Raw genomic sequence first — 14042 nt, forward strand, 5'->3', positions numbered from 1 at the left:
AGGGTGCGACCGTGACCCGCGTCCCGCACTCCGAGCTCTTCCGTCCAGGCCCCGGCCCCAGCCGCCGGCACCGGCTGCTGGCCTGGGCGCTGCCCCGGGTGCGGCGTACCGGCGAGCTCGTCGACGCCGAGCAGGAGCGGGCCTCCGTCGAGCGCCGCCACCGGGACCGCAGCCCGGCGCTGCCGACCATGCTGGTGCCGCGCTTCGACCGGCGCTTCCGTGTGGCCCGCGACGACTCGGCCGGCTACCCGACCTGGGTGGTGACGCCGCGCCGGCCCGACCACGCGGCCGGCCGGCCGACGCTGCTCCACCTGCACGGCGGCGGCTACGCCCACCCGCTGGACCCCTTCCACCTGCGGTGGCTGTGCCGGCTCGCCGCGACCACCGGGGCCCGGCTGGTGCTGCCCGACTACCCGCTGGCGCCCCGGCACACCTGGCGCGACTCGTTCGCGGCGACCACCGCCCTGGCGACCCGCTGGGCGCGGGAGGCCGCCGCGACCGGGGGCGAGCTGGTGCTGGGCGGCGACTCCGCGGGCGGCGGCTACGCGCTGGCGGTGGCGCAGGCGATGCGCGACGCCGGAGGGCCCGTGGCCGCCCGGCTGGTCCTCGTCTCCCCCTGGGTCGACCTGGCCGACACCACGCCGGAGGAGACCGCGCTGGCCAGCCGGGACGACCCGTGGCTCTTCGTGGGCAAGACCCGCGCCTACGCCCGGTGGTGGGCGGGCGGCGAGGAGGACCTGACCCGGCCCGAGGTCTCGCCCGCGCTCGGCTCCCTGGCCGGCCTGCCGCCGGCCCTGCTGCTCTACGGCACCCGCGACACCCTGGCGCCCGGCTGCCGGCTGCTGGCCCGGCGCGGCGCGCAGGCCGGCTGGGAGCTGACCACCGTGGAGGAGCCGGGGCTGCTCCACGTCTACCCGCTGCTGCCGCTGGTCCCGGAGGCCCGGCGGGCGACCGCCCAGGTGGGGTCCTTCCTGACCGGCGCCTGACCGGCGCCTGACCGGACCGCTCAGACCCGCGGGGGCAGGACCCGGTAGACCTCGGTGCCGTCCACCTCGTGCCGGGAGAGCTCGCCGCGGACCACCAGCAGCTCGAGGTGGGCCTTGGTCTCCATCGTGGCCAGCGCGGAGTTGAAGACGTCCAGCGTCGCGAAGGCGTGCGCGTGGCGGGTCCACGGCAGCCGGCCGGCGACGTCGTGGGCGGTGAGCTCCGCCGCGGCGCCGAAGGCGGCCCGGCACAGCGCCAGCCGCTCCTCGTGGTGGGCGAGCAGCTCGTCGACGCGGGCGTGGGTGGAGCCGGCGACGGGGCCGTGGGCGGGCAGCAGCCGCAGGTCGGGCAGCCCCCGCACCTTGGCCAGCGAGGCGAGGAAGTCGCCCAACGGCTGCTCCGGCGGGACGCCCTCGAAGCCGATGGAGGGGGTGATCGTCGGGAGCACGTGGTCGCCGGCGAACAGCAGCCCGGCGTCCCGCTCGGCGAAGACGTAGTGGCCCTGGGTGTGACCGGGGGTGTGCACCGCGTCCAGGGTCCGCTCCCCCACGCTCAGGGTCAGGTCGCGGTCCAGCCAGGTGTCGGGATCGGCCCACACCCCGAGGTTCTCGGTCGGGCCGGTGTTCAGCTCGTCCCACCGGCGGGCGAGGTCCGGGGCGCCGGCCCGGGCCAGCAGCGCCACGTGCGGGTCCTCGCGCCACCCGACCCGGATGGCCTCCAGCGACGGCCGCTCGGCGAGCCCGAGGCTGATCCGAGCACCTGTCTCGGCGCGCAGCGCGACCGCCTGGGTGTAGTGGTCGCGGTGCACGTGGGTGACCAGGAAGGAGCCGATGTCGGCGACCGTGCGGTCGATCGCCTTCAGCGAGCGGTCCAGGACCTCCCGGGACGCCTCGAGCGCCCAGCCGCCGTCGACCAGGGTCAGGCCGTCGGGCGTCTCGATCGCATAGACGTTGATCGCGCGGAGCCCGTCGTTCGGCAGGGGCAGGGGGATGCGGAAGACGCCGGGGGCCACCGGCCAGGCCCCTTCTGCGGTCCAGTGCTCCCCGGAGTCGGGGGAGACGGCGGCGGCGGTCGAGGCGGGTGTCTGCACCATCCCCAATCTAGGGGGCGTCCGTGGTCGGTCGGTGGGTCAGGGTCTCAGGGTGTGGGTTTCTCCGGACGGCACGGCGGAGGGTGGGGCACCCTGTCAGGCATGTCTGACGCCCGCTCCGCCGGCCAGCTCGCCTCGTGGCGCCGCGCCGCGCGGGTGGCCGCGGTCACCTCGGTGGTGACGCTGGCGGCGGCGCTGCTGCTGGCCTGGCTGATCGCCACCGAGTCGATGTCGACCGGCCAGCTGCTCACCACCGCGGGGGCCCTGGTCACCGGAGCCTTCGGCGCGGGCGTCGAGGGGTGGATGAGCGGCAGCTTCGTGGTCGTCTCCGGCACCGCCGAGGGCAGCGCCCGGGTGGTGCCGGCCACCCTGACGCTGCTCGCGACCGCCACCGCGGCCCTCTCCTTCCGGCGTACGACGCGCGACGCCGCCGGGGGCCTCCCGGCGCTGGTCGACGCGGCCCGGGCCGCATGCCTGCTGGCGGCCGTGGTGCTGGCCGTGGGCCTCGCCTCGCGCAGCGGCTCCGGCGGCATCCTGGTGGCGCTGGGCTGGATCGCCGAGGGCGACGCCGACCAGGTCGACGGGCAGGCGCGGGTGGTGGCCTGGCAGGCCCCGCTGGGCACCTTCGCGGTCACCTTCGCGGTGCTCGCCGCGGTCGCGCTGCTGCGCCGCGACGGCTGGTCTCCCCGGGTGGCCGGCTGGGGCGACCGGCTGCGGGCTCCGCTGCGCGGCCTGGTGACGCTGGTCCTGCTCCTCCCGGCGGCCGGGCTCGCCGGGCTGCTGATGCTGGCGGGCGGTGAGCAGAACGCCGCCGGCGACCTCACCGGCGACCTGGAGACGGCCAGCGGGATCGGGCTGCTGCTGGCCCTGGTGGCCAACTGGGGCTGGGCCGTGCTGGCGCTCGGCGCGCTCGGCCCCGCCGGCCGCACGGTCGACGGCACCGCCTCGGGCGACCTCGACGTGGCCATCGGCAGCTTCCACGAGCGCCTCGGCCACTGGACGCAGCTGGAGCCGGGGCTGTGGGCCGCCGTCCCGCTCACCGTCGTCGTGCTGTGGCTCTCGGCGCGGCGAGTGGTGCGCACCTCCGCCCACCCGGGCGCGGTCCCCGGCGACCTGCTGCGCTGGCTGGGCCTGCTCGCGGTGGCGGTGCCCCTCCTGGGGCTGGCCACCCGGGTCTCCGGCTCGGGCAGCGCGCAGGGTCAGGTCTGGGGCGAGCGCGGCCGCGGCGAGCTCGCGGCGACCCTCGGGGTGGCGGTGGTGCCGGGGAGCCTCTCCCTGCTGGCGCTGGCGGCGCTGGTGGCCGCCGTGGCCGGGTGGCGGGCCGGCCGCGGACAGGCTCCGGGACCTGTGGCCCGGGGAGAAGGGACCGTCTTGTCCTCCACCCAGGGCGAGCGCACACTTGAGGAAACCCCTGTGGCCGGCGTCACAGAAAAGACCTCACATGGACACCCTCCTCCCCCACCTACGTGAGAGCCACCGCGTCCTCGAGGACCGGCTGGCCCGGGCGGAGGTCGCCCACACGGCGAAGGAGCCCCGTGACGGCTACCCCGTCATCGACCGGTTCCTGACCGCCACCTCCCGGCACAACGCCGCCGTCCTCGCGGTCCTGGTGCCGCCGGTGCGCCACCAGCTGGAGGACGGCGACGGGATCTCCCGGGGGTTCGTCCAGCAGAGCCGTCGCTTCGAGCTGGCCCTCAACCAGGTGAAGGCCAAGCTGCACGGCGCGGCCTACGCCCAGCGGCGCAGCTGGGACTCCCTGTGGTCCGACACCCGCCGCGAGTTCGACCACCTGTGGGTGCTCGAGGAGTCGATGGCCGGGGCACTGGTCGCGGCCCGGGTCGCCACGGACCCGGACTGGAGCACGGTGCTCGAGCGGGTGGAGGTCTACCCACCCACCCGGTCACAGCCGTGGGTGCCGCACCAGGGCGTGCGCGCCCACCTGGCCAGGTCGACCCCCTCGGGGAGCGACGGCCTGTGGCACGTCAGGCGATGAGCTCGACCTCGCCGCGCGCGGCCAGGCCGTCCAGGTCGTCGCTCAGGACGTGGCGCTGCTCGGCGCCGCACCAGCAGGTGAAGGCCAGCTCGGGCCCGGCGGGGGTCTCCCGGACGGCGTGACCGAGGCTCGGGAAGATCAGCTGCACCTTGTCGCACGCGGAGCAGTGGTGGGTGAACAGCATGGGTACCTCCTCGAGGCGGTCGGCAGACGGGTTCACCGCTATTCTCCGTCGCCGGGTCTCATAGGGGTAGCCTGTGCTGTCTCTGGCATCCAAAGGACTTCCCTATGCTCTCGATGCACCAGCTCACCTGCTTCCTGGCCGTCTACGAGCAGGGCTCGATCACCGCCGCGGCCGAGGAGCTCGGCTACGCCCAACCCTCGGTCTCCGAGCAGCTGCGGGCCCTGGAGCGCACCCTCGGCGCCCCGCTCTTCCACCGCGTCGGCCGCGGGGTGCTGCCCACCGACGCCGGCGAGGAGCTGCGCCCGCACGCCGAGCGGGTGCTGGCCGCCGCGGACGACGCCAGGCGGGCGGTGGAGAGCTCGGTCTCCCTGGAGACAGGCACCATCCGGTTCGGCATGTTCGGCACCGCCCGCCTCTACGGCGGCGCCGACCTGGTCGCCGACTTCGTCTCCCGCCACCCCGGGGTCCGGGTCGAGCTCATCGGCCAGAACTCCAGCGACGTCCAGGACGAGCTGCGCCGAGGGCGGCTGGAGGCGGCGATGATCGCGGTCCCCGCGGTGAGCAGCGAAGGTCTGGAGGTGACGCCGGTGGCGCGCGACGAGCTGGTCTACGTCAGTGCCGACCCGGGCCGGCTGGAGGCGCCGGTGACCGCGCTGCGCCTCTCCCAGGCCTCGCTGGTGCTGGCCGAGACCACCTGGCGAGGGGTCGACTCCGCCCGCACCCTGCTGCGTCAGATGCTCCACGAGGTGGGGGCCAACCCCCGGACCCGGATCGAGGTCGAGGACGTGGAGACCGCCGTCGAGCTGGTCGGCATGGGACACGTGGACACCGTCGTCCAGCGCGGGGTCGCCGAGGCCCTAGTGCCTCGGCTCGCCCCGGACGCGGGGTGGGTCTCGCTGCGCCCCCGGCAGTGGGACACCCTGGCGATCGCGCACCGCAAGGGGGCGACGCTCTCGCCCGCGACCCGGCTGATGATCGAGCTGGCGACCCGCCGGATCCAGTCCCTCACCGAGCCGCTGACGCCGCGCGGTCACCCGGTGACCGGCACCCGGTGAACGGCGCCGCCGGCCGCGCTAGGGCTGGTCGGCGTCCGGGTCGCTGCCGGCCACCGTGGTGGCGGAGGTGTCGGACAGGTCGTACACGCTCGGGTCCGGCACCCCGGCGGTGATCTTGGTGCCGTCGGCCCGGACGCCGCCCGTCTGCGGCTTGTCGCCCAGCAGGCCGTCGATCCGCGGACCCTGGTGGTCCAGGGCGACCTCCACCGGCGGTCCCGCCGCCACCGTGTGCTTCTCCCCGCGCACCTCGAGCTCGACCGGGCCGTCGCCCTCGACCAGCTCGAAGCAGATCCGGTGCTGGGTCAGCTCCACCCGCAGCCGGTTCCCCATCCAGGTCAGGTGGAAGAGCAGCCGGCTCCAGCTGGCGGGCAGCCGCGGGTCGAAGGTGAGCCGGCGCTGGTAGTCGCGCATCCCGCCGAAGCCCTGGACGAGCGTCGACCAGACGCCGCCCGCCGAGGCGATGTGCATGCCGTCCACGGTGTTGGCGTGCAGGTCGCCGAGGTCGGTGTGCAGGGCCTGGAGGAAGTAGTCCATGGCGGCCTCGTGGTAGCCGACCTCCGCCGCGATGATCGACTGGACCACGGCCGAGAGGGTGGAGTCGCCCGTGGTGATCGGGTCGTAGTACTCGAAGTCGGCCTTCTTCTCCTCGGGGGTGAAGCGGTCGCCCTGGAGGAAGAGGGCCAGCACCACGTCGGCCTGCTTGAGCACCTGGAAGCGGTAGATCACCAGGGGGTGGTAGTGGAGCATCAGCGGGCGAAGCTCCTCCGGCGTCCGGGAGAGGTCCCACACCTCGCGGTCCAGGAAGTAGTCGTCCTGGGGGTGGATGCCCAGGCCCGCGTCGAACGGCACCGTCATCCGCTCCGCGCACCGGGCCCACTCGGCCGGCTCGTCGGGGGTGAGCCCGAGCCGGGCGGCCACCCGGGCGTAGGTGCGGGGGTCGACCTCGCGGAGCCGCTCCAGCACCCGGACGGCGGCCTCGAGGTTGGCCCGCGCCATCACGTTGGTGAAGAGGTTGTTGTTGACCACGGTGGTGTACTCGTCCGGCCCGGTCACCCCGTGGATGTGGAACGTCGGCTCGCCGCCGTTGCCGCGCCAGAACCCCAGGTCTCGCCACATCCGGGCGGTCTCCACCAGCAGGTCGACGCCGTCCTGGCGCAGGAAGTCGATGTCGTTGGTGGCCGCGACGTACTTCATCACCGCGTGCACGACGTCGCCGTTGATGTGCATCTGCGCGCTGCCCGCGGCGTAGTAGGCCGAGGCCTCCTCACCGTTGATGGTGCGCCACGGGAAGAGCGCCCCGCTCTGGGCCATCTCCGCGGCCCGGGCCCGGGCGGCGGGCAGCATCCGGCGACGGAAGTGCAGCGCGTTGCGGGCCAGCCGGGGCTGGGTGTAGACGAGGAACGGGAGCACGTAGATCTCGGTGTCCCAGAAGTAGTGCCCCTCGTAGCCCGACCCGGTCACCCCCTTGGCGGCGATCCCCTGGCCGTCGGCACGGCCGCTGGCCTGGGCGAGCATGAAGAGGTTGAAGCGGATGGCCTGCTGGATCTCCGGGGTGGCTCCGACCTGCACGTCGGAGGCGGCCCAGAAGTCGTCGTACCACTCGCGCTGCAGCGCCTGGTAGTGGGCGACGTCGTGCCGCGCGGCACGGTCCAGGGTCCGCTCGCACCGGTCCAGGAGCTCACGGACCGGCACTCCCCGCGAAGAGTGGTAGGTGACGATCTTCTCCAGCCGGGTGGTGGTGCCCTCGGTCGCCTCGATCCGGTAGACCTGCTTGGCGAGGTCGTCCTCGCTGCGGCTGCGCAGCTCGCAGTGGTCGGTGGAGGTGAAGCGGTGCTCGGCGGAGACCGCCATGGTCATTCCCGAGTGGGTGCACCGGTAGCCCAGGGTCAGCCGGCCGTCCCGGGCGGAGTGGTGGCAGGGCTGGAGCACGCGCCCCTCGAAGGCCCCGGCCTTGCGGGGGTCCATCGACTCGTCGGTCGACCGGACCTGGTAGTACTCGTCCCGGCCGTCCTGCCGGTTGAGCAGCTGGGAGGAGATCACCAGGGCCGCGTCACCGGTCAGCATGGTGACCTCGAAGGTGATGATCGCCAGGTGTCGCTCGGTCATCGAGACCATCCGGGTCGAGTCGACCTTGACCCGCTTGCCCGACGGGGTGCGCCAGACCAGCGAACGGCGCAGCAGCCCGGCCGCGAAGTCGAGCTCGCGCTCGTAGCTCTCCAGCTCGGAGGTGCCAAGCATCAGCGGCTCGTCGTCGACGTAGAGCTTGACCAGCTTGGCGTCCGGGACGTTGACGATGGTCTGGCCGGTGCGGGCGAAGCCGAAGGCGGCCTCGGCGTGGCGGATCGGCCACGTCTCGTGGAAGCCGTTGAGGTAGGTGCCGTGCTCGCCGGCCTCACGCCCCTCCTCCGGGTTGCCCCGCATGCCGAGGTAGCCGTTGGCGACGGCGAAGAGGGTCTCGGTGGTGCCCAGGTGCTCGCCGGTGAAGTCGGTCTCGACCAGCCGCCACGGATCGGCGGGGAAGCGGTGGCGGTCCAGGGGGCGCAGCGCGCGGGCGCGACGGCTGCGGCTCATCGCGCGCCCTCCGTCGCGGGGACCAGCTCGTCGAGGTCGCCGACGACCAGGTCGGCGCCGGCCTCGGCCAGGGCGTCGTGGCCGGCTCCCCGGTCGACCCCGATCACCAGGCCGAAGCCTCCGGCGGCCCCGGCCCGCACGCCCGAGACGGCATCCTCGAGCACCACGGCACGCTCCGGGGCGGCGTCGAGCAGCTCGGCGGCGTAGAGGAAGGTGTCAGGTGCCGGCTTGCCCGGCAGCCCGCGCTCGGTGGCGACCGCGCCCGAGACCACGGTGCGGAAGCGGTCGGTCAGGCCGGCTGCGGCGACCACCGCGGGGGCGTTGCGGGAGGACGAGACCACCGCCAGCGGGACGCCGAGGTCGCGCAGGTGGTCGAGGAGGTCGACCGACCCCGGGTAGGCCACCACCCCGTCGCGCTCCAGGACGTCGTTGAACGCCTCGTTCTTGCGGTTCCCCAGACCGCGGACGGTGGCCGCGTCGGCGGGGTCCTCGTCGGTGCCCTCGGGCAGCTCGATGCCGCGGGAGGCCAGGAAGTCGCGCACCCCGTCGTAGCGGGGCTTGCCGTCCACGTGGGCGAAGTAGTCGGCGTCGGTGTAGGGCGCGCGGTCACCGCCGCCGGGTGCTCCCGGCGCGGCGAGGAAGTCGTTGAACATCTCGGCCCACGCCCTCATGTGGACCTCGGCGGTCGGGGTGACCACCCCGTCGAGGTCGAACAGGACGGCGTCGTAGTCGTCCCAGGCCACGGTCTCCAGTGCTCTGCTCACGCTTCCACACTAGGGGCCGCGGTGGCGGGGACCACAGCCGGTGGCGCCTCGTCCGGTGTGACGTCTACCGCCTCAGCATCGCCTCGAGGACGGGGCCCGCGGTGCCGGAGCCCGACTCGCCGCGCTCCACGAAGACGGCGACGGCGAGGTCGTCGCGGTAGCCGATCATCCAGGCGTGGGTGGCGAGCTCCCCGTCCGCACCGGGCGAGCCGAACTCCGCCGTGCCGGTCTTGGCGCCGACGGCGCCCGGCAGGTCGGCCAGGCCGCGTCCCGAGCCCTCGGTGACCACCGCGCGCATCAGCCCGCGGAGCTGCTGGGCCTCGCTCTCGGTCAGCGGCTCCCCCGTCGGCTCGGCCGCCGGCTGACCCGGCAGGAGCACCGGCAGCACCGTGCGGCCGGCCGACACGGAGGCGGCGACCGCGGCCATCGTCATCGGGCTGGCCAGCACCCTGCCCTGGCCGATCATGGCGGCCGCCCGCTCGGTCTCCCCCTCGGGCTCCGGCACCTGGCCGAAGTAGGCGGGGAAGCCCAGGTCGTGGTCGACCCCGAGGCCCAGCGAGGCGGCCGCGGCGGCGAGCCCGCCGGGAGCCAGCCGGGCGCGGGCGTCGATCATCGCGGTGTTGCAGCTGTGGGCGAAGGCGGTGCGCAGCGTCGTGCGCCCCAGGCGGTCGGCCGGGTAGTCGTCGTAGTTCTTGAACCTCCGCCCGTCCACCACCGTGGTCGCCGGACAGGCGAGCACGTCGTCGGTCGCCGTGCCGGCCCGCAGCAGGGCCAGGGCGGTGACCACCTTGAAGGTGGAACCGGGTGCGTACTGCCCGTAGGTCGCGGCGTTGAGGTCGCTGCCGGGCCCGGTGGCGGCGGCCAGCACATGACCGGTGGAGGGCTGGATCGCCACGGCGGCCGAGGCGTGCCCCACGATCGGCTCGAGGAGGGCCTCGGCGCGCTCCTGGAGCACGGGGTCCAGCGTGGTCTCCAGGTCGGCGCCGGGCTGCGGCTCGCGCTGGTGCAGCGTCACCGCCTCCCCTCCGCCGCCGTCGACCGGCACCGCAGCGACGGTGAGGCCGCGCGAGCCGAAGAGCTGCGCGTCGTACCGCAGCTGGAGCCCGGAGAGACCGACGTCGTCGCCCTCGCGGACCCTGCCGTCGGACCCCTCGATGATCTCCGCGGTGGCGGGGCCGACCCGCCCCAGCAGCTCGGCGGCGAAGTCACGGGTGGGCGCCAGCGGCAGCTCGCCCTGGAGGACGCCGACCCCCGGGATCTCGACGTAGCCGGGCGGGACCTGGTCGACGGCGTCCTCGGCGCGCAGCACGATCGCCTCGACGAACGCCTCCGGACCGTAGGCCTTCACCTTCTTCAGGTAGGCGGCGACGTCGAGGTCGAAGAGCTCGGCCAACCGGCGGGCGCCTTCCCGCGCCCCGCGGGGCGAGACCTTCGCCTTGTTGATCCCGTAGCGCAGCACCGGGCGGTCGACGACGAGGGGCTGACCGCCGGCGCCGAGCACCCGGCCGCGCGGTGGGGCCGGCTCGCTCAGCACCAGCTGGTACCCCTCGGCGAGCTCGGGGTGGAGCAGGGTGGGCGCCCACTCCACCTGCCACTCCTCGCCGGTCCTGACCAGCTCGGCGCTGGACTCGTAGTCCCAGAAGTCGCCGTCCACCTCCCACGACCAGCCCAGGCGGACGACGGCCCTCGCCGGGGCGGAGTCGTCGTCGGAGCCGTCCTCGGGGACGGCCGTCTCCTCCACCTCGAGGAGCTCGACGCTCACCGGGTGCTCGGCCAACGGCTCGGCCAGGTCGGCCAACGGATCGCCCTCGAGCTCCTCGGTCAGTGCCAGCCCGTCGAGGGTGAGCTCCCCCGCCGCCGCCGCGAGCTGCTCCGCGGCCGCCCGGGGGCCGGTCTCCTCCTCGTCACCGCCGAAGAGACCGCACCCCGAGGCCAGCAGGCAGCAGAGGAGGGACAGGACGACGAGGCGCGTGCGGGGCATGGTCCGAATCCTGCCGGACCGCGCCCGCCTTCAGACGGCGACGCGGCCGAGCCGCGCCAGCACCCGGGTCTGCCGGTCCGCCCCCTCCGGCGCCGCCACGGCCGGGGCGCAGACCCCCTCGCTGTGCAGCGCCTCCCCGAAGCTGTCCGCCGACGCCTCGATCCGGTCCAGCTCGTCGTCGGTGAGCCAGCCCTCCGCGCCGGTGGCGACCGCGAGGTCCCAGCGGTGGACCAGCATGTCGAAGACGTAGAACCGGGCGAAGGTGGCACCGACGGTGCTGGGCCCGTCGTGCCCGGCGAACTCGCCGGCCATCGCCGCGTCGTCGGCGACCAGGGGCGCCACCTGGTCGACGTGCGCCTGCCAGGCGGCGGCCGGGTCCGCCGGGTCGGGGACGGGCCCGAGGCCGAGCCCGAGCCGGTCGAAGAAGTCGCGCTGGGTGCCGATGACGTGGGTCAGCACGTCGCGGGCCGTCCACCCCTCGCAGGGGGAGGGCGCCTCCCAGGCGTCGGGGGCGATGCCGCGGACCACCGCGGTGAGCGGGGCGAGGGCGGACTGGTAGGCGGCGGCGGTGCTCGTCGAGGTCTCGTTCATGGCAGCCACGCTAGCCAGGCACGGCAGGATGGCGCTTGATGAAACCCGACAGGCTCGACGAGATCGAGCGGGCCCACCTCCGTGACCCCGCGGACTCCTCGCACGCCATCCACCAACTCGGACCGCCCACCGGTCTCGAGGGGCTGGTGCGGCGCTTCTGGTTCCCGGTCTGGTCGGTGCCCCCGGGCGAGGAGGCGGAGCAGCGGGTGCTGCAGTACCCGGTCAGCCTGATGGTGGTCACCGCCGAGTACGCCCGGTTCTACGGCGTGACCCCCGGCCTGAGCCGCACCACGCTGCGCGGCGACGGGTGGGCGGCCGGCGTGATGCTCACGCCCGCGGCCGGGCTGCTGCTCACCGGAGCACCCGCCACCGAGCACGCCGACCGCCACACCGAGCTCGCCGAGGCGGTCCCGGGCGCGGCCGCGACCGTCTCCCGGGTTCGGGCGGCGATGCAGGCCGCCCCGCACGATCCGGACGCGCACGCCGCTGCGGTCGCGGCGTACGCCGACCTGCTGGAGCCGCTGCAGCCGATCGACGCCGAGGGCGAGCTGGTCAACCGGGTGGTCGCCTTCGTCGAGGAGCACCGCGACGTGCTCCGGGTGGCCCAGGTGTGCGAGGCGTTCGGCCTCACCGAGCGGACGCTGCAGCGGCTGGTGCGGCGCCGGGTCGGCCTCTCGCCCAAGTGGCTGATCCAGCGTCGCCGGCTCCAGGAGGCCTCCGAGCTGCTGCGCCGCGGCGACGCCGGGCAGGCTGAGGTGGCCGCGACCCTCGGCTACGCCGACCAGTCGCACTTCATCCGGGACTTCGCGGACGTCACCGGCATGACCCCCGGCGCGTTCGCCGCCCGGCAGACCTCTGAGTGAGGCCGCCGGGCGTGCGGGTCAGTCGTCCGCGGTCGCGTTGACCACGTCGCGCTGCTCGGCGAAGTGACAGGCGCTCGGGTGCGGGTGCGCCGGGCGGTCGATCAGGGGCGGACGCTCCTCGGCGCAGATGTCCTGCGCCTTCCAGCACCGGGTGCGGAACGGGCAGCCCGACGGCGGGTCGGCCGGCGAGGGCACGTCGCCCTCCAGCACGATCTCGTCGCGGAGCCCGCGCAGCGTCGGGTCCGGCACCGGCACCGCGGAGAGCAGCGCCTGGGTGTAGGGGTGCGTCGGGTGCTCGTAGATGTCGGTGTCGCTGCCGATCTCCATCACCTGGCCCAGGTACATCACCCCGACCCGGTCGGCGATGTGGCGCACCACCGAGAGGTCGTGGGCGATGAAGATGTAGGAGAGGTCCAGCTCGCCCTGGAGCCGCTCCAGCAGGTTCATCACCTGGGCCTGGACGGAGACGTCGAGCGCGCTCACCGGCTCGTCGCAGACGATGATCGAGGGGCGCAGCGCCAGCGCGCGGGCGATCCCGATGCGCTGCCGCTGGCCGCCGGAGAACTGGTGCGGGTAGCGGTTGATGTGGTCGGGGTTGAGCCCGACCAGGTCGATCAGCTCCTGGACCTTGCCGCGCCGGCTCCCCTTGGGCACCACGTCGGAGTGGATGTCGAAGGGCTCGCCGATGATGTCGCCGACCGTCATCCGCGGGTTCAGCGAGGTGTAGGGGTCCTGCATCACCAGCTGGATGTCACGCCGGGCCTTGCGGACCTGATGTGGCGAGAGCGTGGACAGGTCGGTGCCGTGCACGGAGATCGAGCCCGACGTCGGGGTCTCCAGGCCGGTCAGCAGCTTGGCCAGGGTCGACTTGCCGCAGCCGGACTCGCCGACGATGCCGAGGGTCTCGCCGCGGCGCAGCTCGATGTTGACGCCGTCGACGGCCTTGACGGCGCCGACCTGGCGGCGCAGGACGATCCCCTGGGTCAGCGGGAAGTGCTTGACGAGGTCGTGGGTCTCGAGGACGATCTCACTCACCTTCACGGACCTCCTTCCAGAAGTGGCAGGCGCTGGTGTGCTGGGCCGCGACGACGTAGTCCGGCGGCGGCGGGTCCTGACGGCACACGTCCCGGGCGTAGCGGCAGCGGGGGTTGAACGGGCAGCCCGGCGGGATGTCGGTGAGCACGGGCGGGAGCCCGCCGATCACCGCGAGGTCCTGTCCCTTGCGGTCCAGTCGGGGGATCGACTCCAGCAGCCCCTTGGTGTACGGGTGCGAGGGACGCGCGTAGATGTCGTAGACGGGCGCGTGCTCGATGATCCGGCCGGCGTACATGACCGCGATCTGGTCGGCCACGTCGGCCACCACGCCCATGTCGTGGGTGATCAGGACCAGCGCCATGTTGCGCTCCTCGCGGATCTCCGCGAGCAGCTTCATGATCTGTGCCTGGACGGTGACGTCGAGCGCGGTGGTCGGCTCGTCGGCGATCAGCACCTCCGGGTCGAGCGCCAGCGCCATCGCGATCATCACGCGCTGCCGCATGCCGCCGGAGAACTGGTGGGGGAAGTCCGAGACGCGCTGCTTGGCCGCCGGGATCCTGACCAGGTCGAGCATCTCCACGGCCCGGGCCTTGGCGTCCTTGCGGGACATGCCCCGGTGCTTGCGGAAGAGCTCGGCGAGCTGGTAGCCGACGGTGAAGACCGGGTTGAGCGCGGAGAGGGCGTCCTGGAAGATCATCGAGATCTTCTGGGCCCGGTACTCGCGGCGCTCCGACTCCGGCAGGGTGAGCAGGTCGGTGCCCCGGTAGAGCACCTGCCCGCCGGTGATCGCGGCCGGCGGGGTCTCGAGGATCCCCATCACCGCCTGGGCGGTGACGCTCTTGCCGGAGCCGGACTCGCCCAGGATGGCCAGGGTCTCCCCGGCGTCCACCCGGAAGCTGACGCCGTTGACCACGTGCGCGACGCCCATCCG

Annotated in this window: 13 protein-coding genes; 5 read left to right on the plus strand and 8 right to left on the minus strand. The window is 74.1% G+C overall.

The genetic code is table 11. The annotated features are described in order from the left end of the window. The first annotated feature begins 11 nt into the window (after positions 1-11). Positions 12-986, plus strand: coding sequence for an alpha/beta hydrolase (locus AC4BGE_RS05260; protein WP_490574584.1), 975 nt, complete (start codon positions 12-14; stop codon positions 984-986). A gap of 20 nt (positions 987-1006) precedes the next feature. On the opposite strand, the gene AC4BGE_RS05265 is transcribed toward AC4BGE_RS05260, so the two are convergent. Then, positions 1007-2077 carry an MBL fold metallo-hydrolase gene (locus AC4BGE_RS05265; protein WP_490574585.1) on the minus strand — a complete coding sequence of 357 codons (1071 nt, stop codon included), beginning with the start codon at positions 2075-2077 and terminating at the stop codon, positions 1007-1009. Between the two features lie 99 nt (positions 2078-2176). Between AC4BGE_RS05265 and AC4BGE_RS05270 the strand changes: the two genes are divergently transcribed. Both AC4BGE_RS05270 and AC4BGE_RS05275 read left to right on the plus strand, forming a co-directional pair. Continuing rightward, positions 2177-3544, plus strand: coding sequence for a hypothetical protein (locus tag AC4BGE_RS05270; protein WP_490574586.1), 1368 nt, complete (start codon positions 2177-2179; stop codon positions 3542-3544). Next, positions 3516-4067, plus strand: coding sequence for a hypothetical protein (locus AC4BGE_RS05275; protein ID WP_490570435.1), 552 nt, complete (start codon positions 3516-3518; stop codon positions 4065-4067). The genes AC4BGE_RS05270 and AC4BGE_RS05275 overlap by 29 nt, the downstream gene beginning before the upstream one ends. Here the strand turns inward: AC4BGE_RS05275 and AC4BGE_RS05280 are convergent. Further along, entirely contained in the window at positions 4057-4251 is a 195-nt protein-coding gene (locus tag AC4BGE_RS05280) for a hypothetical protein (protein ID WP_490570436.1), read from the minus strand. The genes AC4BGE_RS05275 and AC4BGE_RS05280 overlap by 11 nt on opposite strands. 104 nt (positions 4252-4355) lie before the next feature. On the opposite strand from AC4BGE_RS05280, the gene AC4BGE_RS05285 reads away from it, so the two are divergent. After that, positions 4356-5306, plus strand: coding sequence for a LysR family transcriptional regulator (locus AC4BGE_RS05285; RefSeq protein ID WP_490574587.1), 951 nt, complete (start codon positions 4356-4358; stop codon positions 5304-5306). A gap of 18 nt (positions 5307-5324) precedes the next feature. Here AC4BGE_RS05285 and AC4BGE_RS05290 read toward each other — a convergent pair whose 3' ends face one another. The 4 genes from AC4BGE_RS05290 to AC4BGE_RS05305 form a co-directional block, all read right to left on the minus strand. Continuing rightward, the gene (locus tag AC4BGE_RS05290) at positions 5325-7877 is read right to left on the minus strand and encodes a glycoside hydrolase family 65 protein (protein WP_490574588.1); all 2553 of its coding nucleotides are present in this window, start codon (positions 7875-7877) and stop codon (positions 5325-5327) included. Continuing rightward, positions 7874-8641: an HAD family hydrolase gene (locus AC4BGE_RS05295; protein WP_490574589.1), complete on the minus strand. Its 768-nt coding sequence runs from the start codon at positions 8639-8641 to the stop codon at positions 7874-7876. Before AC4BGE_RS05295 ends, AC4BGE_RS05290 begins: the two co-directional genes overlap by 4 nt. 64 nt (positions 8642-8705) lie before the next feature. Further along, positions 8706-10622 (minus strand): penicillin-binding transpeptidase domain-containing protein, encoded by a 1917-nt coding sequence (locus AC4BGE_RS05300; protein ID WP_490574590.1) that lies wholly within the window; start codon positions 10620-10622, stop codon positions 8706-8708. A 30-nt stretch (positions 10623-10652) separates the two neighbouring features. Next, positions 10653-11213 carry a TIGR03086 family metal-binding protein gene (locus AC4BGE_RS05305; RefSeq protein ID WP_490574591.1) on the minus strand — a complete coding sequence of 187 codons (561 nt, stop codon included), beginning with the start codon at positions 11211-11213 and terminating at the stop codon, positions 10653-10655. Between the two features lie 38 nt (positions 11214-11251). On the opposite strand from AC4BGE_RS05305, the gene AC4BGE_RS05310 reads away from it, so the two are divergent. Beyond that, positions 11252-12076, plus strand: coding sequence for a helix-turn-helix domain-containing protein (locus AC4BGE_RS05310; RefSeq protein ID WP_490574592.1), 825 nt, complete (start codon positions 11252-11254; stop codon positions 12074-12076). Positions 12077-12094: 18 nt separating this feature from the next. On the opposite strand, the gene AC4BGE_RS05315 is transcribed toward AC4BGE_RS05310, so the two are convergent. Both AC4BGE_RS05315 and AC4BGE_RS05320 read right to left on the minus strand, forming a co-directional pair. Further along, a complete protein-coding gene (locus AC4BGE_RS05315) occupies positions 12095-13111 on the minus strand; it encodes an ABC transporter ATP-binding protein (RefSeq protein ID WP_490570443.1) in 1017 nt (338 codons plus the stop codon). Beyond that, positions 13104-14039 carry an ABC transporter ATP-binding protein gene (locus AC4BGE_RS05320; RefSeq protein WP_490570660.1) on the minus strand — a complete coding sequence of 312 codons (936 nt, stop codon included), beginning with the start codon at positions 14037-14039 and terminating at the stop codon, positions 13104-13106. Before AC4BGE_RS05320 ends, AC4BGE_RS05315 begins: the two co-directional genes overlap by 8 nt. Between the last annotated feature and the right edge of the window lie 3 nt (positions 14040-14042).

Source organism: Nocardioides sp. Z50_6 (assembly GCF_058215755.1).

Coding starts and splice junctions, on each gene's coding strand:
- AC4BGE_RS05310 (WP_490574592.1), top strand. CDS start 11,252: ATGAAACCCGACAGGCTCGACGAGATCGAGCGGGCCCACCTCCGTGAC.
- AC4BGE_RS05300 (WP_490574590.1), bottom strand. CDS start 10,622: ATGCCCCGCACGCGCCTCGTCGTCCTGTCCCTCCTCTGCTGCCTGCTG.
- AC4BGE_RS05285 (WP_490574587.1), top strand. CDS start 4,356: ATGCTCTCGATGCACCAGCTCACCTGCTTCCTGGCCGTCTACGAGCAG.
- AC4BGE_RS05305 (WP_490574591.1), bottom strand. CDS start 11,213: ATGAACGAGACCTCGACGAGCACCGCCGCCGCCTACCAGTCCGCCCTC.
- AC4BGE_RS05265 (WP_490574585.1), bottom strand. CDS start 2,077: ATGGTGCAGACACCCGCCTCGACCGCCGCCGCCGTCTCCCCCGACTCC.
- AC4BGE_RS05290 (WP_490574588.1), bottom strand. CDS start 7,877: ATGAGCCGCAGCCGTCGCGCCCGCGCGCTGCGCCCCCTGGACCGCCAC.
- AC4BGE_RS05320 (WP_490570660.1), bottom strand. CDS start 14,039: ATGGGCGTCGCGCACGTGGTCAACGGCGTCAGCTTCCGGGTGGACGCC.
- AC4BGE_RS05270 (WP_490574586.1), top strand. CDS start 2,177: ATGTCTGACGCCCGCTCCGCCGGCCAGCTCGCCTCGTGGCGCCGCGCC.
- AC4BGE_RS05275 (WP_490570435.1), top strand. CDS start 3,516: ATGGACACCCTCCTCCCCCACCTACGTGAGAGCCACCGCGTCCTCGAG.
- AC4BGE_RS05280 (WP_490570436.1), bottom strand. CDS start 4,251: ATGCTGTTCACCCACCACTGCTCCGCGTGCGACAAGGTGCAGCTGATC.